Origin of the sequence: Aquabacterium sp. OR-4 (assembly GCF_025290835.2) — a bacterium.
In the GTDB taxonomy this organism is placed as follows: Bacteria; Pseudomonadota; Gammaproteobacteria; order Burkholderiales; family Burkholderiaceae_C; genus Pseudaquabacterium.
This window is the reverse complement of the sequence record NZ_JAOCQD020000002.1, coordinates 644,869-671,104: the sequence shown is the minus strand read 5'-3', so window position 1 is coordinate 671,104 and position 26,236 is coordinate 644,869. Positions and strand designations below refer to the sequence as shown.

Here is a 26,236-nt window from a genome sequence, read left to right as displayed (position 1 = left end):
GTCCGGCCAGGCCGGGGTCAGTCAGCGGGGCGGGTGAATTCCATGTTCAGCGAGACCAGCAGGCCGGTCTCCTTGCTCATGTGCGGAAAGTAGGCCTGCGAGTGGTCGTCGATGTGGGCGTGCTCGGTGGCGCGCCAGTCCCAGCGCCGCGGCGCCGTGAAGCCGGCCTCGGCCAGCAGGGCGCTGAGCGAGCGCTCGTCGTAGGTGGTGCGGTGGTACAGCCACTGCTCGCCCTGCGGCGTGGGGATGGCCATGCGGCCGTACAGCGGGCCCAGCACGCGGGCCAGGTCGCCGGTGCGCTGGTAGACCTGGATCAGCGCCTCGAAGTCGGGCACGGCCAGGCGCAGCGTGCCGCCGGGGGCCAGCACGCGGCGCCATTCGGCCAATACGCCCAGGGCCTGCTGGCGATCGAAGTACTCCAGCGCATGGCTGCAGTAGACCAGCTGCGCCGCGCCGTCGGCGATGAAGGGCAGCTGGTCGATGGACGAGCGGTGGTCGATGTGCGGCATGTCGCACAGGTCCACATGCACCCAGCCGGGGATGTGGCGGTGCCAGCAGCCCAGGTGCAGCTTCAGGCCGGTGGCCGCGGCAGGGGTGATCACAGCCGCCTCCGGTCGACATCGGCGCCCACATAGGGGCCGTTCTTGATCTCCAGCACCTGGGTGCCGTCCTCGAGAATGCGGTAGCCATGGCCGCCGCGCAGCAGCACCAGCAGGTCGCCGGCGCCGGCTTCCAGCTCGGCCACTTTCTGGTCGGCCGTGTCGTACACCTCGGCCAGCACGCGGCCGGCGCGGATGTAGAGCACCTCCTGCGTCCAGGCCACGCTGCGTGCCACCTCGTTGTGGCTGTGCGCCAGCAAGGTCTTGCCGGCGCCATAGCCCCAGGTGCCCACCTGCTGGTAGTCGCCATCGGGCGAGAAGAACTTCAGGCCCTTGCCCCAGGCGTCGGCGGCGGGGATGTGGCGCGCCAGCACCAGCGCGCCTTCCTTGATTTCGGTGATGGCCATGCGTGGCGCTCCGTCGTGTTCAGCTGGCCTGGGCCAGGGATTGCAGGTACCAGGCCACGGTTTCGCGCACGCCGGCCTCGAAGCTGCGCGTCGGGCGCCAGCCCAGCAGCGCGGCGCCGCGCGTGCCGTCCACGGTCTTGTGGGGCGCACCATCGGGCTTGCTGGGGTCGAGCACCAGGCGGCCGCGGTAGCCCACCACATCGCGGATCAGCTCGGCCATGGCCAGGATGCTGACGCCGTGGGCCACACCCACGTTCACCGGCTCGGCGGTGGCCGGGGCGTCGAGGCCGCGGATCAGCGCCTCGGCGCCGTCGTCCACATGCAGCCACTCGCGCACCGGCGTGCCGCTGCCCCACACCACCACCTCGGGCAGGCCTTGCTGGTGGGCGCGCACGACTTTCATCACCAGCGCGCCCAGCGCATGCGAGCGTTCTTCCTCGAAGTGATCGCCGGGGCCGTACATGTTCGAGAGGATCAGGTTCAGCGTGTCCAGCCCGTGTTGCTGGCGCCAGGCCCAGCTGGCCACCCACGAGGCCTTGCGCACGAAGCCGTACACCAGCACCGATTCATGCAGCGGGCCGTCCCAGAACGCGTCTTCCTGGAACAGCGTGGCCTGGGCCGGGTAGGCGCAGTTCGAGATCGGGTTGACGATGCGCTGCACGCCGCTGGCCTGTGCGGCCTCGCACAGCGACAGCGTCATCTGCAGGTTGTGCTGGAAGATCTCCACCGGCCGTTTGGCGCCCCACTGGATGCCGCCCACATGGGCCGCGCAGTGGATCACCTGGGTGGGCTTCAGCGCGCGGAAGAAGGCCGTGGTGGCTGCGGCATCGCGCAGGTCCAGCCCCAGCGAGCGGCTGGTGGGCGTGTGGGCCAGGCCGCGTGCGGCCAGCTGGCGGCACACGCGGCTGCCGACAAAGCCGGTGGCGCCGGTGACCAGGATCATTCTTCGTCGCTCCAGCCGTAGTCGTCGTGGCGCAGGTCGTACTCGACCATGATGCGCACCAGGTCCTTGATCGGCGTCTTGACCTGCCAGCCCAGCTTCTCGCGTGCCTTGGCCGGGTCGCCCCACAGCAGATCCACCTCGGCCGGCCGGAAGTAGCGCGGGTCCACCGTGACGCGGGTCTTGCCGGTGACGCGGCACACGCCGCGCTCGTTGACGCCTTCGCCCACCCAGTCGAGCGCCACGCCGGTGACGGCGAAGGCCATCTCGACGAACTGGCGCACGCTGTAGGTCTCGCCGGAGGCGATGACGTAGTCGTCGGGGCGCTCCTGCTGCAGCATCAGCCACATGGCTTCCACGTAGTCCTTGGCATAGCCCCAGTCGCGCTTGGCGTCCAGGTTGCCCAGGCTCAGCTGCTGCTGGCGGCCCTGGGCGATGCGTGCCACGGCCTTGGTGACCTTCTTGGTCACGAAGGTCTCGCCGCGGCGCGGCGACTCGTGGTTGAACAGGATGCCGTTGCTGCCGTGCAGGCCGTAGGCCTCGCGGTAGTTCACCGTGGCCCAGTAGGCATAGAGCTTGGCCGCGCCATAGGGCGAGCGCGGGTGGAAGGGCGTGCGCTCGCTTTGCGGCGCGGTCTCGGGCAGGCCGCCGAACATCTCGGAGGTGCTGGCCTGGTAGAAGCGCGGCTTCAGGCCCAGGTCCTTGATGGCGTTGAGCAGGCGGATGGTGCCCAGCGCATCCACCTCGGCGGTGTATTCGGGCACCTCGAACGAGACCGCCACATGCGACTGGGCGCCCAGGTTGTACACCTCGTCGGGCTGCACGCGCGACAGCAGGGTGTGCAGGTTGCTGGAATCGGTGAGGTCGCCGTGGTAGGTCTTGACCCGCTCGTGATCCAGCACATGGTCGATGCGGTTGGTGGTGAACACCGAACTGCGGCGCAGGATGGCGTGCACCTCATAACCCTTGGCGAGCAGGAACTCGGCGAGGTAGGAGCCGTCCTGGCCGGTGACGCCGGTGATGAACGCTTTTTTCATGGGGTGTCCCTGGCTCGAAGTTGGGTGGTGCACCGGCCCGCACCGCACCCGTGGGTGCAGCCGGCAAGCCGCCACTGCAGCACATTGGACACCGGCCAGCGCCGTACTTGAGCGGCAAAAGGCGGGCAAACACGGTGCTGTTCCGGGCCCCGGCGTGGCCCTGCGCGGCTGGGGGCGCCGGGGCGGCGGTGCCGCGCGCCCGGCGACAGGGCGGCAATGCGGGCGCTTTTCCGGCCCTGGCTGGCCTGCGGCGCTGCCGAGAATCGGCGTCCATGAGCGTTCTGCACACCCCTTCCCAGACGCCCGCGCCCGCGGGCCCCGGCACCCGGCTGGTGGTCTACACGGTGCTGATCGGCGCCAAGGAGGCGCTGAACAACCCCTTGTCGCAGTTGCCGCCCGGTGCGGCCAGCGATCTGCAGCTCGACTTCGTGTGCCTGACCGACAACCCCGATCTGCGCTCGCCCGCCTGGCGCTGCGTGCCGATCGACGAATCGCACCTGGCACCCGAGAAGGCCTCGCGCCGCGCCAAGGCCATGCCCGACGCCTACTTCGGCGATTGCGAGCACAGCCTCTACATCGACAACACCGTCACCTTCAAGCGCCTGCCGCAGGCGGCCGACCTGCACACGCGGCAGGTGGATGGCGAGGGCCGGGCCTTCGTGTTCCGCGCCTTCAAGCATTCGCGCCACACCCACCTGCACCAGGAGGCCGGCGCCATCGCGATGCTGGGCTACGACGACGTGGCCACCGTGTGCCGCCAGCTCGATGCCTATGCCCAGCAGAGCCCGCTGGCCGAGATCACGCCGCTGACCACCGGCACCGTGCTGCTGCGCAGCCACCATGCGCCGGTGCTGCGGCAGTTCGGCCGCCTGTGGTGGGAGAGCATCCTGGCCTACAGCAAGCGCGACCAGCTCTCGCTGGACATGGCACGCCAGCGCGCCGGCATCGTGATCGACTACTTTCCCGGCATCACCCGCGACAACGAGTTTCTGCACTGGCAGGGCTCGCTGTCGCCCGAGCGCCTGCGCGCCAGCTTTGACGCCCGGCGCTACGGCTGGCAGCACCGCGACGAGCCCCAGGCCGTGGCCGACCCGCGCCGCCATGCGCTGGCCCATGGCCGCGGCGGCAACCCCGAGTACCAGCGCCGCACCGAGCTGCTGGAATACCTGTGCTGGCAGCATCGCGCCAGCCTGGGCGCGCAGGTGTCGCCGCGGCGCGGCGTGGCCGATGCGCTGGAAGGCCTGTTGCGGCCCTGGCGCCGCGATGGCCTGCGCGCCCTGGTGGTGCGCGTGACCGATGCGTCCGGCGCGCTGGCGTTCGCTGCGCCCGAGCTGGAAGCGGCCTCGATGGCGTTGATGCAGTTTTTCGGCCCTGGCAGCCGCACCGATGTGCTGGACCTGAACATGGCTGACCTGGCCAACGCCGGCCGCGTGTACGCCATGCCGCAGGGCGGCGCCTACGCGGTGCTGGTGGTGCTGGGCTTGCCGCCGGCGCAGTTGCAGACCGCGGCACAGAAACTGGCCCGGCTGATGCCACGCGAGAACGGCCTGTTTGCCGCCGTGCTGGCCGGATCAGCCACGCTGAACGAGGCCCGCGCCAGCGAGGCGCTGCTGGCCGATGTGAGCGGCCAGCCGGTGCGCAGCGCGCTGTGCCCGGCCAGCCACGACAGCCTGGGCGATCCGCTGCCCAATGCGCTGCTGTGCCAGCAGTGGGGCAGCCCCGCGCCGGCCTGACCGGCCCCCCCAGACTTCGCCACACCCGCGCCAAGACAAACGGCGCACCAACCCGGGATCCGGGGTGGTGCGCCGTTTGGCTTTGGGCGCTTGAGGTGGGCGCTTGACGTGGGCGCCTGACGCGGGTGCCTGATCTGCGCGCCTGACGTGCGCCGCCAGGCTGGGGCTGCTGGCGTTGCGGGCGGCGCCGGGGCGCCGCCCGCCCGCTCAGATCAGCGGCGTTTGGTTGCGCATCAGTTCCTCGTCGATCGAGGTCAGCTGCGTGGTCGGCAGCGCGGCGCCGCTGGCCACCGTGGCCGCTGCCGTGCTGTTGGCCGCGACGCTGGCGCCGCCCACCAGATCGGCCGCCGGCTCGGACAGCAGCTCGCCGATCACCGGTGCGCTGCCGTCGGCCGCCTGCTGGGCAAACCACACGTCGGCCATCTGGTGCGTGGCACCGTCGGTCGTGGTGTAGCTGCCCTGCAGGGCCACCAGGTTGCCGTTGTCCACCTCGTCGGACTGGGTGTAGCCCAGATCCAGCGCGGCGATGCCCAGGTCCACCAGGCCCTTCAGCTCACCCAGGTCGGTGGTGCCGTCGGCGTCGGCGTCCACCCACACCTGCAGCTGGCCGAAGGCCTCGTCGGCGGCCGACAGCTGGCCATCGCCGTTGCTGTCGAGGGCGGCCATGGCCACGTAGCCATTGCCCGCGCTGCTGCCGTTGGCCAGCTTGGTGGCGGCGCCGAACAGCTCGCTGCCATCGTTGATGACCCCGTCGCCGTTGACATCGCGCACCAGCAGGCCGTCGCCGCTGCCCACCCAGCCGTACTGGCCCACGTTGCCGGTGGCGGTGAGGTCGAACTGCACCCCTTCGGCCGCCGACAGCGTGCGGATGCCGTTGCCGTCCAGGTCCAGGATCATCGGCGACAAGGCCGTCAGCGCCGCCTGCTGCGAGGCGTTCATCAGGTTGTAGTCGTCGGTCGAGAAGGCCGCGGCCTGGGCCATGGTCATCGCCGAGATGTCGGGCACCTCCAGCGCGCTGATCTGGCCATCGGTCAGGGCCACGATCTGCGCCGTGGTCAGGGACGCGGCCTGGGCCGTGGTCAGGGCCGAGATCTGCTCGTTGCTCAGTGCGCCGATGTCCACGCTGTCCATCTGGCGGATGTGCTGCGTGGTCAGCGCCGCAAACTGCGTGGCGCTCAGCTGCGACAGGTCGTCGCTGGACAGCGCGGCGAACTGCAGCGTGCTCAGCGCGCGGATCTGCGCGGTGGTGAACTCCTGCAGGTCACCGGCCGAGAGCGCGGCGATGTCCGCCGTCTCGATGGCCCGCACCTGCTGCGTGCTCAGGGCGGCCACTTGCTCGGCATTCAGCGCACCGATGCCGGCGGCAGTCATCGCCACGATGTCGGTGGTCTCGATGGCCCGCACCTGGGCCACGCTCAGCAGCGTGAAGTCGCTGGCGTTCAGGTTGTAGATCTGTGAGGTCGACAGGCTGGCGATCTGGGCCGTGGTCAGGGCCTGGAACTGCGCGTCGGTGAGTGAGGCCAGGTCGGTGTTGTCCAGCACCGCAATCTGCGCCGTGGTCATGCCGGCGATCTGCTGCTCCGACAGGCTTTGCAGCTGGTCGGTGCCCAGGCCGCTGATCTGGCCCGCGGTGAGCTGGCCCACCTGGGCGCCGGTCAGGGCGGCCAGCGCATCGTTGCTCAGGCCGATGACGTCGTTGCTGTCCAGCACCCGCATCTGGGCACTCGAAAGGCCGGCCAGCTGTTCGCCGGTGAGGGCACCCAGGTCGGTGCTGTCCAGTGCCGCCAGCTGGGCGGTGGTCATCGAGCGCACCTGGTGCGCCGACAGGGCGTGGATGTCCTCGCTCTGCAGGCTGGCGATCTGGCGCGTGGTCAGACCGGCCATCTGCGACGCCGACAGCGCCTGGAACTGCGTGGCGGTGAAGCTGTTGAGATCGTCGGTGGACAGGCCCACCAACTGCGCCGTAGTCAGGCCGGCCAGCTGGTCGGCGTTGAGCGCCTGCAACTGGTCGTTGCTCATCGCGCCGAGCTGGGCCGTGCTCAGGCCTGCCACCTGGTTGGCGGTGAGGCCGGACAGGGCGCTGACCGAGATGCCGGCGATGTCGGCGCTCTCGATGGCCCGCAGCTGCGTGGTGGTGAAGGCGCCCAGCTGCTCGGCGCTCAGTACGCCGAGGTCGGCCGAGTCCATGCCGGCGATCTGCGCGGTGCGCAGGGCCGCCATCTGGTCACCGCCCAGCGCTGCCAAGTCGGTGGATTCGAGCTTGGACACCTGCACCACGGTCAACCCGGCGATCTGGCCGCCCGACAGGGCCGCGAACTGCGACGCCGTCAGGGTGTTGAGGTCCTCGGTCGACAGCGACGCCAGTTGAGCGGTGGACAGGCCGGCCAGCTGGTCGTTGCTGAGTGCCTGCAGCTGGTCACTGCTGAGCGAGGCGAGCTGGGCGTTCGTCAACTGCGACATCTGCGTGGCGCTCAGGCTGCCCAGCGCGGTCAGGCCGATGGCGGCGATGTCCGTGCTCTCGATCGACCGCAGCTGTGCGCTGCCGAGTGCCGACAGCTGCTCGCCGGTCAGCGACGCGATGTTGTCGCTGGTCAGGCTGGCGATCTGGCTGGTGCGCAGGGCCGCCACCTGGGTTCCGGTCAGCGCCGACAGGTCGGTGCTTTCCAGCTTCTGCAGCTGGCCCGCGGTGAGCGCCGCCACCTGGGCGGTGCTGAGCTGCTGGAACTGGTTGGCGGTCAGCGAGTTCAGGTCATCGGTGCCCAGGTTGGCGATCTGGCTGGTGCCGAGGCCGCGCAGCTGGTCGTCGGTCAGGGCCTGCAGCTGGTCGCTGCTGAGCGAGGCCAGCTGGCCGTCGGTCAGCGCACCCACCAGGCTGCCCGACAGGCCGGCCAGCGCGGTGAGGCCGATGCCCGCGATGTCGGTGCTTTCGATGGCGCGGATCTGTGTGCTGCTCAGCGCACCGAGCTGCTCACCAGTGAGCAGGGCGAGGTCGTCGCTGCCCATCTTGGCCAGCTGGCTGGTGGTGAAGCCGGCCATCTGCGAGGCGCTGAAGGCCTGCAGATCCTCGCTGGTCAGGGCATTGATCTGCTCGGAGCTCAGGGCTGCGATCTGGCGTGTGGTGAAGGCCTGGAACTGCGTGGCCGTCAGCGTGCCCAGATCCTCGGTACCCAGCGAGGTGAGCTGGGCCGTCGACAGGCCGGCAACCTGGCCATCGCTCAGTGCGCGCAGCTGGTCGCTGCTCAGCGAGGCGAGCTGGGCGTTGGTGAGCCCAGACACTTGGACCGCCGTGAGGCCGCCCAGCGCCGACAGCGAGATGTTGTCGATGTCGTCGCTGGCGATGGCGCGCAGCAGCGTGGTGCTCATCGCACCCAGCTGGTCGGCGGTGAGCACGCGGAGGTCGGTACTGTCGAGCCAGCTCACCTGCTCGGTGGTCAGCGAGCTCACCGAGTCGGCGCTCATCGCCACCAGGGCGTCGGTGGCCATGGCATTGAACTGGGCCTGGCTGAGGGCGCGGATCTGGGCCACGCCCAGGTCGTTGATCGACGCACCCAGCGCATTGATGTCGTCGGACTGGATGGCCTGCACCTGGGCGATGCTGAGTGCCGCCATCTGCTCGCCGGTGAGGGTGATCAGGTCGGCACTGTCCATGGCCACTATGTCCTCTGTGCCGAGGGCGCGGATCTGCGCCGTGGTCAGCATGGTCAGGTCGTCGCTGGCGATGGCTCTGACCTGGTCGCTGCTCAGCGCGGCGATCTGCGCGGTCGACAGGCCGGCCCACTGCGAGCCCAGCAGGGTGCCCAGTTGGTCGGAGGTGAGCGCGCCGATCTGGGCGTTGCTCAGGCCGTGCAGCTGGCTGTCGGACAGGGCCTGCAGCTGATCGGACGACAGACCGGCCACCTGGTCGGTTGCCAGCACCGCGATCTGCGTGGAGGTGAGGCCGCGCACGGCACTCACCGCGAGACTGGCGATGTCGCTGCTTTCGATGGCCTTCAACTGGGTCGAGCTCAGGCCCGAGAGCTGCTCGGCCGACAGCACGCCGAGGTCAGTGCTGTCCATCGCGGTGAGGCTGGCGGCGCTCAATGCACGCATCTGGGCCGAGCTCAGCGCGGCCAGGTCGGCGGTTTCGAGCTTGGTCACCTGTTCGGTGCTCAGCGCGGCGATCTGGCGGGTGGTCAGGGCCTGGAACTGGCTGGCCGTGAGCGCGTTCAGGTCTTCGGTGGCCAGCTTGGCCACCTGCGCGGTGGTCAGGCCGGCGAGCTGGGCGTTGCTCAGATCCTGCAGCTGATCGCTGGTCAGCGCGCCCAGCTGGTCGGTGCCCAGCGCGGCGATGTGGCCCGAATGCAGGGCGGCGAAGCCCGAGGCCGACAGCGCGGCGAGGTCAGCGGTCTCCATCGCCCGCACCTGGGCAGTGGTCAGGCCGGCCACCTGGCCGGCACTGAGCAGGTTGGCATCGGCCGTATCGAGGGCGACGATGGCACGGGTGCTCAGGGCCGCCACCTGGGTGGCGCTGAGGGCGGCCAGGTCGGTGCTCTCCAGGTTGGCCACCTGCTCGGTGCCCAGCGCGGCGATCTGCGCCGTGCCCAGGTAGCCGATCTGCGTGGCCGTGAGGGTGTTCAGGTCTTCGGTGGACAGCGAAGCCACTTGCGCTGTGGTCAGGCCGCCGATCTGCTGCTGGCTCAGGTCCTGCAGCTGGTCGGAGCCCATGGCGCCGAGCTGCACGGTGGACAGTGCGGCCACCTGCAGCGAGCTGAGGCCGGACAGGGCCGATTCACCGATGCCGATGATGTCGCCGGACTCGATGGCGCGCACCTGGGCGGTGGTCAGGCTGCTGACGAAGTTGGCGTTCATGGCCGCCCAGTCGGCGCTGTCGAGGGCCACGAGGTCGCGGGTCTCGATGGCGGCCACCTGGGCCGGGCTCAGGGCCAGCAGGTCGGTCGATTCCAGCGTGCTCAGCTGCAGCGAGGTCAGGCCGGCGATCTGCAGCGTGCTCAGCAGCTGGAACTGGCTGGCGGTCAGCGCGTTCAGGTCGTCGCTGCCCAGGCTGCCCAGCTGCACCGTGCTCAGGCCGGCCAGCTGATCGGCGCTGAGGGCGCGGATCTGGTCGCTGCCCATGGCCTCGAGCTGGGCGGTGGACAGCGCGGCAATCTGCAGCGAGCCCAGGCTGGACAGCGCGCTGACACCGATGCCCGAGATGTCACCCGAATCGATGGCGCGCACCTGGGCCGTGCTCAGCGCGGCCAGCTGGGTGCCGGTCAGCGCGGTCACGTCCTCGGAGGCCAGCGCGGCGATGTCGCGGGTCTCGATGGCGCGCACCTGGGCGGTGGTCAGGGCCACCAGGTCGGTGCTGTCGATGGTGGAGAACTGCAGCGTCGTCAGGCCGGCGATCTGCGTCGTGCTCAGCCAGGTGAACTGGTCGGCGGTCAGCGTGTTCAGGTCGGCGCTGTCCAGGCCGGACAGCTGGGCCGTGCTCAGCGCCGAGAGCTGGGTGGCGGTGAGGGACTGCAGCTGGTCGCTGCCCATCGCGCCGAGCTGGCCGGTGGTCAGGGCGGCGATCTGGCTGGTGCCCAGGCCGGCCATGGCATTGACCGTGAGGCCGCCGATGTCGGACGACTCGATGGCCCGCATCTGCGCCGAGGTCAGCGCGCCGACCTGGTCGGCGCTCAGCACAGCCAGGTCGGCCGAGTCGAAGGCGGCGATGTCCTGGGTGGTGATGGCACGAATCTGGTTCGTGCTCAGCGTGGCCAGGTCGTTGGTTTCCAGGTTGGCGTACTGCTGGGTGCCGAGTGCCACCAGCTGCGCGGTGGTGAAGGCCGCGTACTGGTCAGCGGTGAGGCTGCGCAGATCGTCGGTGCTCAGGCTGGCCAGCTGGGCCGTGCTCAGGCCCTGCACCTGTTCGGTGGTGAGCGCGCGCAGTTGGTCGGTGCCGAGTGCTGCCAGCTGGGCGGTGCTGAGAGCGGTGAGCTGCACCGTGGTCAGGCCCGCCAGGGCCTGGGTGGCCAGCACCGTCAGATCCACCGTCTCGAAGGCGCGGATCTGGGCCGTGTTCAGCGCAGCCAGCTGCACCGAGTTCAGCGCCGAGGCGTCCGAGCTGTCGATGGCGGCGATGCCGCGGGTGCTCATGGCAGCCATCTGGCCGGCGGTCAGTGCGGCCAGGTCGGCGCTTTCCATCGCCTGCACCTGGGTCGTGGTCAGGCCGGCGATCTGGGCCGAGCTCAGCGCGGCGAACTGCGTGGTGCTCAGCGAATTCAGGTCATCGGTGCCCAGGCCGGCCACCTGGGCGGTGGTCAGGCCGACCAGCTGGTCGGAGGTGAGCGAGCGGAACTGGTCGCTGCCCAGCGCCGCCAGCTGGCGGGTGCTGAAGGCGGCCATGTTGGCGGCGTTGATGGACGACAGCGCGGCCGTGGTCATGCCCACGATGTCGGCCGACTCGATCGCCGCCAGCTGGGCGCTGCCCAGGGCCATGATGTGGTTGGACGTCATGGCCGCGAAGTCGGTGCTGTCCAGCGCGGCGATGTCGCGGGTTTCCATCGCCCGCACCTGGTCAGAGCCGAGCGCGGCGAGGTCAGCGCTTTCCATCGAGGCGAACTGCGTCGTCGACAGGCTGATGATCTGCTCGTCGTTGAGCACCGACAGCTGCTCGGTGGTGAGGGCGCGCAGGTCATCGGTGGCCAGCGAGGCGATCTGGGCCGTGGTCAGCCCGCGGATCTGGTCGGTGGTCAGCGCGCGCAGCTGGTCGCTGGCCATGCCGCCGAGCTGCTGGGTCGACAGCGAGGCCATCTTGTCGGCGCCGATGGCCACCAGCGATGCGGTGGTCAGCGCCGCCAGGTCGGCGGTCTCCAGCGCCCGCAGCTGGTCGCCGGTGAGGGCGGCCGCCTGGTTGGACGTGAGGGCCGCCAGGTCGGCGCTGTCCAGCGCGGCGATGTCGCGGGTTTCCATCGCGCGGATCTGGTCGGTGCCCAGGCCGGCGATGTCGGCACTGTCGAGCGAGGCCACCTGGGTGGTGCTCAGCGCGGTGATCTGGTCGGCGCTCAGGCCGGCCAGCTGGGCGGTGCTCAGCGCGGCCAGATCTTCGGTGGTGATGTTGGCCACCTGGGCGGTGGTCAGGCCGCGCAGCTGCTGCGTGGTCAGGGCCTTCCACTGGTCGCTGCTCAGCACTGCCAGCTGGGCGGTACTGAAGCCGCTGAGGGCCTCGGTGGGCAGGGTGATGATGGCGGCGGTGACCATCGCGGCCAGGTCGGCCGTCTCGATGGCGCGCAGCTGGTCGGACGACATTGCGGCCACCTGCACCGAGGTCAGCACGGCCAGGTCGGCGCTGTCGAGGGCCGCGACGGCGGCGGTGCTCAGCGCGCGCACCTGGTCAGTGCCAAGGGCGGCCAGGTCTTCGCTGCGCAGTGCATTGATCTGCAGCGTGCTCAGCGAGGCCAGCTGCTCGGTGTTCAGCGCGGCGATCTGCACGGTCTGCAACGCCACGATGTCGTCGGTGGCCAGGCCCACCAGCTGGTCGGTGCCCAGCGCGCGGATCTGCGCGGTGGTCAGGGCCTGCAGCTGGTCACTGCCGAGCGCGCTGATCTGGCGCGTCGAGAAGGCCGCCATGTTGGCCGTGGCCAGCGCGGCGATGCCGGCGGTGGTGATGGCCGCCAGGTCGGCGGTTTCCAGCGCACGCAGCTGGGTCAGCGTGAGTGCGGCCACCTGGGCGCTGTTGAGCGCGGCCAGGTCGGCGCTGTCGAGCGCCACCACCTCGGACGAGGTCAGCGAGCGCAGCTGGGCCGTCGTCAGCGAAGCGATGTCGCCGCTGTCGAGCGAGGCCACCTGGTTGGTGGTCAGCGCCACCAGCTGGTCACTGGTCAGCTTGCTCAGCTGGTCGGTGGTGAGGGCACCGAGATCGTCGGTGGTCAGGTTGGCGATCTGCGTGGCCGTGAGGCTGCGCACCTGCTGCGTGGACAGCGAGCGCCACTGGTCGGAGCTCAACGCGGCCAGCTGGGCCGTGGCAAAGGCCGCCAGGTTGGCGGTGCTCAGCGCGGCCAGCGCATTGGTGTTGAGGGCGCCCAGGTCGGCGGTTTCGAGCGCGCGCAGCTGGTCAGAGCTCAGGCCTGCAGCCTGCTGCGTGGTCAGGCCCGACAGGTCGGACGAGTCCAGCGCCGCGATCTGCTGGGTGCTGAAGCCGCGCAGCTGCGCCGAGCTCAGCGAGGCCACATCGGTGCTGTCGAGCGTGGCGATCTGGGAGGTCGTCAGGCCGCGCAGCTGGTCGGTGGTGAGGCCGCCGAGCTGCTCGGTGGTGAGTGCGGCAAGGTCTTCGGTGCTCAGGCCCGACAGCTGGGCGGTGCTCAAGCCGCGCAGCTGCAGGCTGGACAACGCCTGCCACTGGTCGGAGCCCATGGCGCCCAGCTGGGTGGTGGTGAGCGCGGCCAGGCCGGCGGTGGCGATGGCGGCGATGCCGGCGGTGCTCATCGCCGACAGGTCGGTGCTCTCGATGGCGCGCAGCTGCTCGGTGGTGAGCGCGGCCACCTGGCCGGTGGTGAGTGCGGTGAAGTCGGCGCTGTCCAGGCCGGCGATGTCACGCGTTTCAATGGCCCGCATCTGGGCCGTGGTGAGCGAGGCGATGTCCTCGGTGCCCAGCGTGGCCAGCTGCACCGAGCTCAGCGCCACGATCTGGGCGGTGGTCAGGGCCGACAGCTGGGTGGTCGTCAGCGCGTTCAGGTCTTCGGTGCCGAGGTTGGCGATCTGCTCGGTGCCCAGGCCGCGCAGCTGGGTGCTGGACAGCGAGCGCCACTGGTCGGTGCCCAGCGACAACAGCTGGGCGGTGCCGAAGGCGGCCATCTGGGCGGCGCTGAGGCCGCTCATCGCGTCGGTGGACAGGCCCACCAGGTCGGTGCTGTCCAGGCCGCGGATCTGGGCCGTGCTCAGGCCGGACAGCTGGCTGGAGTTCAGCACGGCCAGATCGGCGCTGTCGAAGGCCGCGAGATCACGGGTCTCGATGGCGCGCAGCTGGCCCGAGCCCAGGGCCGCCAGGTCGGTGCTTTCCAGTGCGGCCAGCTGGGTGCTGGTCAGGCCGCCGATCTGCTGCGTGGTGAGCTGCGAGAACTGGTCGCTGGTGAGCACGCGCAGGTCGTCGGAGCCCAGGCTGGCGAGCTGGCTGGTGGTCAGGCCGCGCAGCTGCACGCTCGACAGCGCCTGCAGGTGGTCGGACGACAGGCCGGCCAGCTGGGCGCTGGTCAGCGCGGTCAGCTGGGTGGTGGTCAGCTCCTGCAACTGGCTGGAGCTGAGTGCGTTGAGGTCTTCGCTGGTCAGATGGGCGATCTGGCGCGAGCTCAGGGCCTTGAGCTGGGCCGAATCGAGCGCCCGCCATTGGTCGCTGCCCAGCGCCGCCAGCTGGGCGGTGCCAAAGCCGCTGATCTGCGAGGCCGCGATGCCGGACAGGGCCGAGGTGCTGAGGCCAGCCAGGTCGGCGCTGTCGAGCGCGGCCAGCTGGGTGGAGCTCATGGCGCCGGTCTGGGCCGAGGTCAGGGCGGCCAGGTCGGCGCTGTCGAGCGCCGCGAGCACGCGGGTCTCGATGGCGCGGACCTGAGCGCTGGTCAGGGCGGCCAGGTCGGTGCTCTCCAGCTTGGACATCTGGGCGCTGCTGAGCGCCGCGATCTGCGTGGTGCTGAGCTGCGAGAACTGGGTCGAGGTGAGCACGTTCAGGTCGTCACTGGCCAGGCCGGCCAGGGCTTGCGTGCCCAGGCCGCGCAGCTGGGCGCTGGTGAGCGAGACCACCTGGTCGGAGCTCAGCGCACCGAACTGGGCGCTGGTCATGGCCGCGAACTGGGCGCTGCCCAGGCCCGACAAGGCCTGTGTGCTCAGGCCCACGACATCCTCGCTGCCGAGGGCGCGCAGCTGTTCGGCGCTCATGTTCACCGTCTGGCCCACGCTGAGGGCGGCCAGGTCGGCGCTGTCCAGGCCGGTCAGTGCCAGGGTGCTGATCGCACGCAGCTGGGCGCTGGTCAGGCCGGCCAGGTCGGCCGACTCCATGCGGCCCAACTGGGCGCTGGTCAAAGCCGCCAGCTGGTGGGTGCCCAGTTGCGACATCTGGGTGGTGGTCAGGGCATTCAGGTCATCCGAGCCCAGGCTGGCCATCTGGCTGGTGCTCAGGCCGCGCAGCTGCGTGCTGCTCAGGCTTTGCCACTGGTCGGTGCCGAGTGCGGCCAGCTGGGTGCTGCCCAGCGCTGCCACCTGGGCGCTGCCCAGGCCCTGCAGGGCGGTGGTGTTCAGCGCGGCCACATCGGCCGTCTCCAGCGCGCGCAGCTGCATCGTGTTCAAGGCGCCGAGCTGCGTGGAGGTGAGGGCGGCGATGTCGGCGGTGTCGAGTGCGGCAAGGCTGCGGGTGTCGATGGCACGCAGCTGGGCCGTGTTCAACAGCGACAGGCTCTCCGACGGCAAGGCCGCCAGCTGCGCACTGGTCAGCGCATTGATCTGCACGGTGGCCAGCGAGGTCAGCTGGGCCGAGGTGAACGCGCCCAGGTCGTCGGTGGCCAGGCTGGCCATCTGGGCGGTGGTCAGGCCGCGCAGCTGGCCGGTGTCCATGGCGCGCCACTGGTCGGTGCCCAGGGCGGCGAGCTGCTGGGTGGCCAGGGTGGCGATCTGCAGGCTGCTCAGGCCGGCCAGCGTGGCGGTGGTCAGGCCGGTCAGGTCGGCGCTGTCGATGGCGCGCAGCTGGCCGCTGGTCAGCGCGGCCAGCTGGCCGCTGCTCAGCGCGGCCAGGTCGGCGCTGTCGAGCGCACCGATGTCGCGGGTCTCGATGGCGCGGATCTGCACGCTGGTCAGGGCGGCCAGGTCTTCGCTCTGCAGCGCGCCGATCTGGCTGCTGCTCAGGAAGGCCATCTGCACCGAGGTCAGGGCCTGGAACTGGCTGCTGGTGAGGGTGTTGAGGTCGTCGGTGGACAGCGACGACAGCTGCAGCGAGCTCAGGCCGCGCAGCTGGGTGTCGGTGAGGCTGCGCAGCTGGTCAGAGCTCAGCGAGGCCAGTTGGGCGGTGGTGAGCGCCGCGATCTGTGCGGTGGCCAGGCCGGCCAGCGAGGTGGTGCTCAGGCCCACCAGGTCGCCGCTGTCGATGGCGGCCAGCTGCGCGGTGCGCATGGCGGCCAGCTGCATCGAGGTCAGGGCGGCCAGGTCGGCGCTGTCGAGTGCGGCCAGGTCGCGGCTGTCGATGGCCACGATCTGGGCGCTGGTCAGCGCGGCCAGGTCGTCGGTGGCCAGTGTGCCGATCTGGCTGCTGCTCAGGCCGGCGATCTGGGCCGTGGTCAGCTGGGCAAACTGGGTGGCGGTCAGCGTGTTGAGGTCGTCGCTGCCCAGGCTGGCGATCTGGCTGGTGCTCAGGCTGCGCACCTGGCCCGAGGTCAGGGCCTGGAGCTGGTCGCTGCTCAGTGCGGCGAGCTGGTTGTTGCTCAGCGCGGCGATGCGGCTGGTGCTCAGGGCCTGGATCTGCGTGGTCGTCAGGGCCAGCAGGTCGTCGGTGGCCAGGGCGGCCAGCTGCGCGGTGGACAGGCCGGCCACCTGCACGCTGCTGAGCGCGCGCATCTGGTCGGAGCCCAGCGCGCCCAGCTGGGCGGTGCTGAAGGCCGAGACCTGCACCGAGCTCAGCGCGGCCATGTCGTCGGTGCCCAGACCGGCCAGGTCGGCGGTTTCAATGGCCCGCACCTGGGCCGAGCCCAGCGCGGCCACCTGGATGGTGCCCAGCGCCTGGAGGTCGGCGCTGTCGAGCGCCGCGATGGCGGTGGTGCTCAGCGCGCGGATCTGCGCCGAGTTGAGGGCGGCCAGGTCGTCGCTCTGCAGCGCTGCGGCCTGGGCGCTGGTGAGCGCGGCGATCTGGCGCGTGCTCAGCGCCGCAAACTGCGCGGCGGTGAGCTCGTTGAGCGCGTCGGTGCCCAGGGCGGCCAGCTGCGCGGTGCCGATGGCGGCCACCTGCACCGAGCTGAGCGCGGCCACCTGGTCGGAGCCCAGCGCGGTGAGCTGGGCCGAGGTCAGCGCGGCGATCTGCGCCGAGCTCAGCGCCTGCAGCGCCTCGCTCGACAGGCCGGCCATGTCGGCGCTGTCGATGGCCTGCAGTTGTGCGGTGCTCAGGCCGGTCACCTGGTCGGCGCCCAGCACGGCGATGTCGGCGCTGTCCAGGGCCCGCAGCATGCTGGTGCCCAGGGCGCGGATCTGGGCGCTGGTGAGGTGCGACAGGTCGTCCGAGGCCAGTGCCGCCACCTGGGCGCTGGACAGGGCGGCGATCTGGCGGGTGCCCAGCAGCGCGTACTGGTCGCTGCTGAGGCTTTGCAGGTCGTCGGTGCCCAGCGTGGCGAGCTGCTGGGTGGTCAGGCCCGCCAGCTGGCTGCTGGTGAGGGCGCGCAGCTGGTCGGACGACAGCGCCGCGAGCTGGGCGCTGCTGAGCGCCGCCACCTGGGCGCCGCTGAGGTCGGTGACATCCAGACCGAGCAGGTCGTCGGTGGCCAGGGCGCGGATCTGCGCCGAGGACAGGGCCAGCACCTGGCCGCTGGTGAGCGCCGCGAGGTCGCTGCTGTCGAAGGCGGCGAGGTCACGGGTCTCGATGGCGCGGATCTGCGCCGAGTTCATCGCGCGCAGGTTGTCGGAGCTCAGCGCGCCCAGCTGGCTGCTGCTCAGCGCGGCGATCTGCACGCTGGCCAGGGCCTCGAACTGGGCGGTGGTCAGCGTGTTGAGGTCGGTGCTGTCCAGGCCGGCGATCTGCGCCGAGCCCAGGCCGCGGATCTGCGCCGTGGTGATGGCCTGCAGCTGCTCGCTGCCCAGTGCCGCCAGCTGCGCGGTGGTGAACTGGCCGAGCTGGGTGGAGCTCAGCAGCGCCAGGGTCTCGGTGTCGAGTCCGACGATGTCGTTGGTCTCGATGGCGCGCAGCTGGGCCGAGCTCAGCGCCCGCATCTGGGCCGAGTTGAGCAGGCCGATGTCGGCGCTGTCGAGCGCGGCGATGTCGGCGGCGCCCAGGCCGCGGATTTGCGAGGTGCTCAGCGACGACAGGTGATCGCTGGCCAGGTTGGCCACCTGGTCGGAGCTCAACGCGGCGATCTGCACGCTGGTCAGCGCGCCGAACTGGTCGGTGGTGAGGGTGTTGACCGTGTCGGTGGCCAGCGCTGCGATCTGGGCCGAGGTCAGGCCGCGGATCTGCAGCGTGCTCAGCGCACGCAGGTCGTCAGACGACAGCGCGTCGAGCTGGTTCGAGGTCAGCGAGGCCACGCGGGCGGTGGTCAGCGACTGCAGCTGCTCGGCCGTCAGCACGTTGAGGTCGTCGCTCGACAGCGAGGCCAGCTGCGAGGCGCTCAGCGCGCGCAGCTGGTGCGTGGTCAGGGCCTGCAGCTGCTCGGAGCTCAGCGCGCCGAGCTGGGCGCTGCTCAGCGCGGCGATCTGGGTGGTGTTCAGCGTGGCCAGCGTGGCGGTGGGCACGCCCACGATGTCGGCGGTCTCGATGGCCCCGATCTGCGCGGTGGTCAGCGCGGCCAGCTGGGCCGTCGACAGCACGGCCATGTCGGCGCTGTCGAGCGCGGCGATGCCGCGGGTGCCCAGCGCGCGCAGCTGCGCCGAGCTCAGCGCGGCCAGGTCGTCGCTGGCCAGCGCACCGATCTGCGCATTGCTCAGGCCGATGATCTGCTTGGTGCTCAGGGCGGCGAACTGGGCGCTGGTCAGCGTGTTCAGGTCGTCGCTGCCCAGCTGGCCCAGCTGGGCGGTGTTCAGGCCCAGGATCTGCGCCGTGGCCAGGGCCTGCAGCTGGTCGCTCGACAAGGCGGCCAGCTGGGCCGAGCTCAGCGCGCCGAGCTGGCCGCTGCTCAGGCCGGCCATGGCCGCCACCGTCAGGCCCGCCAGATCGGAGGAGTCGAGCTTGGCCAGCTGGGCCGAGCTCAGCGCGCCGAGCTGGCTCGAGCTGAAGACGGCAAAGTCGGCGCCGCTCAGCGCGGCCACGTCGTCGGCGTCGATGGCGCGAATCTGGTGCGTGCCCAGCGCGGCCAGCTGCTCGCTGGACAGGGCACCGATCTGCGTGCTGGTCATGCCGGCGATCTGCGCCGTGCCCAGCGCGGCGATCTGCGCCGGCGTGTAGAGGTTCAGGTCATCGGTCGACAGGCCGGCCATCTGCGACGAGCTCAGGCCGCGCAGCTGGGCCGTGCCCAGGGTCTGCAGCTGGTCGGAGCTGAGCGCCGACAGCTGGGCACTGGTGAGCTGGCCGATCTGGGCCGAGCCCAGGCCGGCCAGCGTGGCCGGGTCGATGGCCGAGATGTCGGCGGTCTCGATGGCACGCAGCTGCGCCGAATTGAGCGCGCGCAGCTGTTCGGAGGTGAGGGCGGCCACGTCGTCGCTGTCCAGCGCCGCGATGGCGGCGGCCGAGACGCCGCGCAGCTGGTTGCTGCCGAGCGCGGCCAGGTCTTCGGCTTCGAGCTGGCGCAGCTGGTTGGTCGTCAGCGCGGCCACCTGCAGGCTGGTGAGCGCCTGGAACTGGGTGCTGGTGAGCTGGTTCAGGTCATCGCTGGCCAGGCTGCTGAGCTGGGCGGTGCTCAGCGCGCGCAGCTGCTGGCTGGTCAGCGCCTGCATCTGATCGGACGACAGTGCGCTCAGCTGGGCCGAGCTCAGGCCCGACATCTGGGCCGAGCCCAGCGCGGCGATCGTGCTGGTGCCCAGGCTGGCCAGGTCGGCGCTGTCGAGCGCGCGCACCTGGGTGGTGGTCAGGCCCACGATCTGGTTGGCCGACAGCACCGACAGCTCGGCGCTGTTGAGCGCGGCAATGGCGGCGGTGCTCAGGCCGCGCAGCTGCAGCGCGCTGAGCGCGGCCACGTCTTCGGTCTCGAGCGCGGCCACCTGGGTGGCGCTCAGGCGGCCCATCTGCACGCTGGTGAGGGCCTGGAACTGGGTCGAGGTCAGCGCATTCAGGCCCGACACGCCCAGCGCCGCGAACTGCGCGCTGGTCAATGCCGCCACCTGCGCACCCGACAGCAGTTGCAGCTGGTCGGTGCCGAGTGCCGCCACCTGGTCGGCGCTCAGGGCCGCCACCTGGGTGGCGCTGAGGCGGCCGATGGTGTCGGCGTCCATGCCGGCCACGGTGCCGGTGCCCAGCGCGCGGATCTGCGCCGTGCCGAGGGCGGCCACCTGCGCGGCGCTGAACGAGGCCAGGTCGCTCGATTCGATGCCGGCGGCGGCGGCGGTGCTCAGGCCGCGCAGCTGCGTGGTGCTGAGCCCGGCCAGGTAGGTGGCCTCCAGGCTCGACACCTGGCTGCTGGTCAGCGCGCCGAGCTGGCGGCTGGTGAGGTTGGCAAACTGGTCGGCCGACAGCGAGCGCAGATCGTCACTGGCCAGCGAGACCAGCTGGGAGGTGGTCAGCGAAACCAGCTGCGCACTGCTCAGGCTCTGCATCTGGCCTTCGGTCAGCGCGGCGAGCTGGGCCGTCGACAGCGCGGTGACCTGCAGCGTGCTCAAGCCCGCCAGCGTGCTGCCGGAGATGGCCGCCACCTCGGTGGCGGCGATCGCCCGCACCTGGCCGGTGGTGAGCGACAGCACCTGACTGGGCGTCAGGGCGTCGAAGTCGGCCGCGGTCATCGCCGGCATGGCCGAGGTGGCGATGCCGCGCAGCTGCGCGGTGTTCATCGCCGCGAAGTCGGATGGGTCGAAGGCTCCGACCTGGGTGGCCGTGAGCACGGCGATGCGCTGAACCGGGATCACACCGATCTGCTCCGCCGTGAGCGCCGCGATCTGATCGATGCTGAAGGCAGCCCAGTCGGCCGCCGTCAGGGCAGCGATCTGAACCGTGGTCAGCGCAGCGATCTCCGCAGGCGTCATGTTCGGAATATTGGAGGCCATGGTCTTGGATCCTTCGGCACGTATTTCTGGAGCTGTGAGGCAACCGGGGGAGGGGAGCCGTCCACCGCATCAGCGGGGGGCGGCGGCCGCACCTTCGGCGCGTTCCTCGTCGCCTTATCGGGTAAGCGCTTGGTCAACTTGAGGTTTGGGGTCGTAACCGACGGTGCAGACCCACCAATTCACGCTACTGCCCACTGTCGGCGCTCGCGCCCACTTGCACTGGCTTGAAAACCGGCGCTTTACAGTGGCTTATCGCGCAGTGCGGGGTGGGGGTCGGCGGGCAACATGGCGTCGCCTGATCACTTGGGGGACGTGCGTGTGCGCCGTCCCGCCACCCCATGGCCGACGACCAGAACCGCCAATTACCCGCCTCAGAACGCAAGATCCGCAAGGCCCGTGAAGACGGCCAGGTGGCGCGTTCGCGCGACCTGGCTCATCTGCTCACGGTGGGTGGCGGTGGCGCGCTGCTGGTGGCGCTGATGCCGGCACTCGGTGAGCGCTTATCGGCCATCCTGCGGGTGGGCTTGAGTTTCGATGCGCGACTTCTGTCACGCGACGGCGCCCTGATCGAACGGCTGGCCGAGCTGTCGGTGACCTGGCTGCTGGTGCTGCTGCCGCTGGGGGCGGTGGCCACCGCACTGGCGCTGGGCGCCGGTGTGGCCTCGGGCGGCTGGAACTTCACCTTCAAGCCGCTGTCGCCCAATTTCGGCAAGCTCAACCCGATCAGCGGCCTGGGCCAGATCGTCTCGGGCCGGCGCCTGGGCGACCTGGGCAAGGCCTGCCTGCTGTCGCTGGTGCTGGGCTGCATCGGCGCGGCCTACCTGTGGCTGCGCATGCCGCATTTCCATGACGCGCTGGCCATGCCGCTGCCGCGCGCGCTGGCCCACACCGCCAGCACCCTGCTGTCGGGGCTGACCCTGCTGGTCATCGCGCTGGCGGTGTTTGCCGCCATCGACGTTCCGCTGCAGCGTTTCATGATGGCGCGCCAGCTGCGCATGAGCCACCAGGAAGCCAAGCAGGAGCACAAGGAAAACGAAGGCAACCCCGAGGTCAAGGGCCGCATCCGCCAGCGCATGCGCGAGATGAGCAAGAAGCGCATGCTGCAGGCCGTGCCCACCGCCGACCTGGTGGTGATGAACCCGACCCACTTTGCCGTGGCGCTGAAGTACCAGGACGGCCAGATGGCCGCACCGCGCGTGGTGGCCAAGGGCGCCGACCTGCTGGCCTTCAAGATCCGCGACATCGCCCGCGAGCACAAGGTGCCGGTGCTGCAGGCGCCGCCGCTGGCGCGCGCGCTGTACACCCACACCGAGGTCGACCAGGAGATTCCGGCGCGCCTGTTCACCGCCGTGGCCCAGGTGCTGGCCTATGTCTACCGCCTGCGCAATGCGCTGGCCGGCCGGGGCCCGATGCCGCCCGATCTGGGCGCCATCGAGGTGCCTGCCGATCTCGACCCGATGTCATGAGTCCCCCCGAAGCGCCTTCGGCGCCTCCCCCCAGGGGGCGCCCCCTGCGGCCCGGCGGAGCCGGATCCGCGGCGGCCGCTGGTTTGCGCATGACTCGTGCAACGAGGGTGTCGCTCAGCTTCATGCAGAAATGAGAACAAGCCGATGAATGAGCTGATCGCCCGACTGAACGCCCTGCTGGGCCCCGTGCGCGCCAGCCCGCTGGGGCAGAAGATGGGTCAGGGCATGGGCCGCGTGGCCGGGCTCGACCTGTCGCTGCTGCGCATGCTGGGCGCGCCGGTGTTCATCGTGCTGGTGCTGGCGATGATGGTGCTGCCGCTGCCGGCGCTGGCGCTCGACCTGCTGTTCACCGTCAACATCGCGATGGCCCTGGTGGTGATGCTGGTGGCCGCGCACATGGTGCGGCCGCTGGATTTCGCGGCCTTTCCCACCGTGCTGCTGATCACCACGCTGATGCGCCTGAGCCTGAACGTGGCCTCCACGCGCATGGTGCTGCTGGAAGGCCACACCAGCGCCGCGGCCGCCGGCCACGTGATCGAGAGCTTTGGCAAGGTGCTGGTGGGCGGCAACTTCGCGGTCGGCCTGATCGTCTTCGCGATCCTGGTGGTCATCAACTTCATCGTGGTCACCAAGGGTGCCGAGCGCATCGCCGAGGTTGGCGCGCGCTTCACCCTCGATGCCATGCCCGGCAAGCAGATGGCCATCGACGCCGACCTGTCGGCCGGCCTGATCGACGAGAAGGAGGCCAAGCGCCGCCGCGTCGAGGTGTCCACCGAGGCCGAGTTCTTCGGCTCCATGGACGGTGCCAGCAAGTTCGTGCGCGGCGATGCCGTGGCCGGCCTGCTGATCCTGGTGATCAACATCGTCGGCGGCTTCATCATCGGCGTGGCCAGCCACGGCATGGGCGCCAGCGAGGCGGCCGACCGCTACGTGCTGCTGGCGGTGGGCGATGCGCTGGTGGCGCAGATCCCGGCGCTGCTGATCTCGGTGGCCGCGGCCATGGTGGTCTCGCGCGTGGGCAAGGACGCCGACATCGGCAGCCAGATCGGCGCGCAGGTGTTCTCCAGCGCCAAGTCGCTGGGCATCGCCGGCGCCATCGTGGCCCTGCTGGGCGTCATTCCGGGCATGCCGCACCTGGTGTTCCTGCTGATCGGCGGTGCGCTCGGCGGGCTGGCCTGGTGGCTGGACAAGCAGGCCAAGGCGCGCCAGGACGCGCCGCCACCGGCCCCGCCCGAGGCCCAGGCGGCCAACGCCGAGGCCAGCTGGGACGACCTGCAGCCGGTGGACGCGCTGGGCCTGGAGGTGGGCTACCGCCTGATCGCGCTGGTGGACAAGGCACGCCAGGGCGATCTGCTCAGCCGCATCAAGGGCGTGCGCAAGAAGTTTGCGCAGGAGGTGGGTTTTCTGCCGCCGGCGGTGCACATCCGCGACAACCTCGAGCTCAAGCCCAGCATGTACCGCGTGCTGCTGCGCGGCGCCGTGGTGGGCGAGGGCGAGGCCTTCCCGGGCATGTTTCTGGCCATCAACCCGGGCGGTGCCGGCATCAAGCTGCCCGGCACGCCGACCATCGATCCGGCCTTCGGCCTGCCCGCCACCTGGATCGAGGAGCGCCATCGCGAGATGGCCCAAATGAATGGATTTACGGTGGTTGATTGCTCGACCGTCGTGGCGACCCATCTTTCACACTTGATGCAAGTCTCGGCAGCCCGGCTGCTTGGCCGGGTCGAGACCCAGCAGCTCGTCGAGCACGTGACCAAACTGGCCCCGAAACTGATCGAAGACGTGATTCCCAAGATGATCGGCATCGCATCCCTGCAGAAGGTGCTTCAGCTCTTGCTGGAAGAGGGCGTGCACATCCGCGACATGCGCTCGATCATCGAAGGCATCGCCGAACACGCCGGCGCCGTCACCGACCCCGCCGAGCTGGCCAAGCGCATCCGCGTGCACCTGGCGCCCCTGATCGTGCAACAGATCTACGGGCCGACCAAGGAACTCGACGTGATCGCGCTCGAACCCGAACTGGAACGTCTGGTCACCCAGGCCCTGACCTCGCCGCATGGCGCGGCGCTGGACCCGGGCGTGGCCGACACCCTGGCACGCGAGGCCGCCGAAAGTGCCCGCAAACAGGAAGACCTGGGGCAGCCTGCCTGCCTGCTGGTGCCCGACCCCATCCGCATGCCCATGGCCCGCCTGCTCAAACGCGCGGCGCCCCGGCTCAAGGTGCTGTCGCACAGCGAGATTCCTGAGACCCACACGATCCGCATCGGCTCGATCATCGGAGGAACGGCATGACCCCCCAGGCGCACCTGCGTTCGCTTGTCCCAGGGGCCTCAGGGTCCCCAAGGGCCCCAGGGGCACTCTGTGAAGCCCTTGGCAGGCTGGCCTGCCACGCGCCGGCCTGGCGGGAGGCCGCATGAACATCCGCCGTTTTGTCGCCAAGACCTCCCGTGAGGCCCTGGCCCAGGTGCGCGAGCAGCTCGGCGACGACGCCGTGGTGCTCTCCACCCGGCCGGCCGCCGGTGGCGTGGAGGTGCTGGCCATGGCCCCGGACGGCATGCAGCAGATCGAGTCGGCCGCCGGCCGCGCACCGCTGAGCCCGGCACGCAGTGCCGCGCCCGGCCACCCGCGCAGCGCCGCACCGGCCGATCCACGCACTGCCGCACCGGGCCAGGCCGAACGCCGGCCCAGCCTGGCCGAGCGCATTGCCGCCCGCGCCGACCGCCTGGAACCCAAGATCGAGATGCCGGCCGGTGCCGCCCCCTTCGACGCACCGGCTGCGACCGGTGTCGACGAAGACGTGCAGCGCCTGGGCATGAGCACGCTGTCCTTCCAGGACTATGTGCGCGAACGCATGCTGCGCCGCCGCCAGGGCGAGCTCGAGCGCGAGGCCGGCCACAGCGGCCAGACGCTGGCCGCCAGCCTGGCCGCCAGCCGCTCGGCCGCACACCCGGCGGCCGCGTCACGCGCGCCGGCCGAGCTGGCTGAACCGGCCCAGGGCAACGGCCTGCGCATGGTGGGCTCGACCACTCGCCGCGCCGCGCCCGAGTCCATGCCCGACCTGGCCCCGCCACGCGCGCGCCGCCCGGCACCGCTGCTGCACGACGACCTGCCCATGCACGACGAGCCGCCGGCGCCAATCCGCCCGGCGCGCGGCGTGCGGGCGGCCGCGCCGCTCAGCCTGGCCGGGCAGGACGAAACCCTGGCCGAGCTGCGCTCGGTGCGCAGCCTGATCGAAGAGCGCTTCGGCATGCTGGCCTTCATGGAAAAGCTGCAGCGCAACCCCAAGCAGGTGGCGCTGGCCCAGCGGCTGTTCGACACCGGCCTGTCGCCCGGCCTGGTGCGCAAGCTGGTGCAACAGCTGCCCGCCGGCACCGAGGACGACCTGGCCTGGGCCGCCGAGGTGCTGGAACGCAACCTGATCACCGACGAAGGCCTGCCGGCCATCGAAGACCACGAGGGCGTGCTGGCGCTGATCGGCCCCACCGGCGTGGGCAAGACCACCAGCACGGCCAAGATCGCGGCCGCCTTTGCCACCCGCTATGGCGCGCACAACCTGGGCCTGATCACGCTGGACGCCTACCGCGTGGCGGCGCACGAGCAGTTGCGCACCTACGGCCGCATCCTCGGCGTGCCGGTGCACACCGCGCACGACCGCGCCTCGCTGGAAGACCTGCTCGAGCTGCTGCAGAGCAAGCGCCTGGTGCTGATCGACACCGCCGGCATGGCCCAGCGCGACAGCCGCACCCGCGAGCTGCTGGACATGCTGTCGCATCCCGGCATCCGCAAGCTGCTGGTGCTCAACGCCGCCGCCCAGGGCGAGACGGTGGAAGACGTGATGGTGGGCTACGACGTGGCGCGCTGCCACGGCGTGGTGCTGTCCAAGCTCGACGAGGCCGTCAAGCTGGGCCCGGCGCTGGATGCGCTGATCCGGCACAAGGCCCGCGTGGTGGGCGTGGCCAATGGCCAGCGCGTGCCCGAGGACTGGCACCGCCTGAGCGCCCAGGCCCTGGTGCAGCGTGCGCTGCGCGTCAGCGGCGGCGCCACCTGGCGGCTCGACGCCGACGACGTGAGCCTGCTGTTCGCGGCCACGCCGGGCGGCCATGCCGCCGCCGGCGCCGGCCTGCACGCCTGAACGCCGTGAAACCGCGCACCGCCATCGCCAGACCCCGGCCAGATCCGCACCCGACCACACCCTGCCGCCGCCCGCTGCACAGCGCGCCGCGCCC

Annotated in this window: 9 protein-coding genes; 4 read left to right on the top strand and 5 right to left on the bottom strand. The window is 70.7% G+C overall.

Annotation, left to right across the window (positions count from 1 at the left end):
* Window positions 1-17 precede the first annotated feature (17 nt).
* Genes N4G63_RS15255 through gmd form a run of 4 tightly spaced genes read right to left on the bottom strand, consistent with a single transcriptional unit; the run spans window position 18 to window position 2,983 of the window.
* Window positions 18-602, bottom strand: coding sequence for a class I SAM-dependent methyltransferase (locus N4G63_RS15255; protein ID WP_260786309.1), 585 nt, complete (start codon window positions 600-602; stop codon window positions 18-20).
* Window positions 599-1,006: a cupin domain-containing protein gene (locus tag N4G63_RS15250; protein ID WP_260786308.1), complete on the bottom strand. Its 408-nt coding sequence runs from the start codon at window positions 1,004-1,006 to the stop codon at window positions 599-601. The genes N4G63_RS15255 and N4G63_RS15250 overlap by 4 nt, the downstream gene beginning before the upstream one ends.
* Window positions 1,007-1,025: 19 nt before the next feature.
* Window positions 1,026-1,949: an NAD-dependent epimerase/dehydratase family protein gene (locus N4G63_RS15245; RefSeq protein ID WP_260786307.1), complete on the bottom strand. Its 924-nt coding sequence runs from the start codon at window positions 1,947-1,949 to the stop codon at window positions 1,026-1,028.
* A complete protein-coding gene (gmd, locus tag N4G63_RS15240) occupies window positions 1,946-2,983 on the bottom strand; it encodes a GDP-mannose 4,6-dehydratase (RefSeq protein WP_314599896.1) in 1,038 nt (345 codons plus the stop codon). Before gmd ends, N4G63_RS15245 begins: the two co-directional genes overlap by 4 nt.
* A gap of 272 nt (window positions 2,984-3,255) precedes the next feature.
* Between gmd and N4G63_RS15235 the strand changes: the two genes are divergently transcribed.
* Window positions 3,256-4,716 carry a glycosyltransferase domain-containing protein gene (locus tag N4G63_RS15235; RefSeq protein WP_260786305.1) on the top strand — a complete coding sequence of 487 codons (1,461 nt, stop codon included), beginning with the start codon at window positions 3,256-3,258 and terminating at the stop codon, window positions 4,714-4,716.
* A 207-nt stretch (window positions 4,717-4,923) separates the two neighbouring features.
* Here the strand turns inward: N4G63_RS15235 and N4G63_RS15230 are convergent, their stop codons facing one another.
* Window positions 4,924-20,544: a beta strand repeat-containing protein gene (locus tag N4G63_RS15230; protein WP_314599895.1), complete on the bottom strand. Its 15,621-nt coding sequence runs from the start codon at window positions 20,542-20,544 to the stop codon at window positions 4,924-4,926.
* Window positions 20,545-20,882: 338 nt separating this feature from the next.
* Here N4G63_RS15230 and flhB point away from each other — a divergent pair, with 338 nt between their 5' ends.
* From flhB to flhF, 3 genes are all read left to right on the top strand, one after another.
* Entirely contained in the window at window positions 20,883-22,010 is a 1,128-nt protein-coding gene (gene flhB, locus N4G63_RS15225; RefSeq protein WP_260786302.1) for a flagellar biosynthesis protein FlhB, read from the top strand.
* Between the two features lie 213 nt (window positions 22,011-22,223).
* On the top strand, window positions 22,224-24,302 hold the full coding sequence (gene flhA / locus N4G63_RS15220) for a flagellar biosynthesis protein FlhA (protein WP_443112082.1): 2,079 nt from the start codon (window positions 22,224-22,226) through the stop codon (window positions 24,300-24,302).
* Between the two features lie 121 nt (window positions 24,303-24,423).
* The gene (gene flhF / locus N4G63_RS15215) at window positions 24,424-26,142 is read left to right on the top strand and encodes a flagellar biosynthesis GTPase FlhF (RefSeq protein WP_260786300.1); all 1,719 of its coding nucleotides are present in this window, start codon (window positions 24,424-24,426) and stop codon (window positions 26,140-26,142) included.
* Window positions 26,143-26,236: the final 94 nt, after the last annotated feature.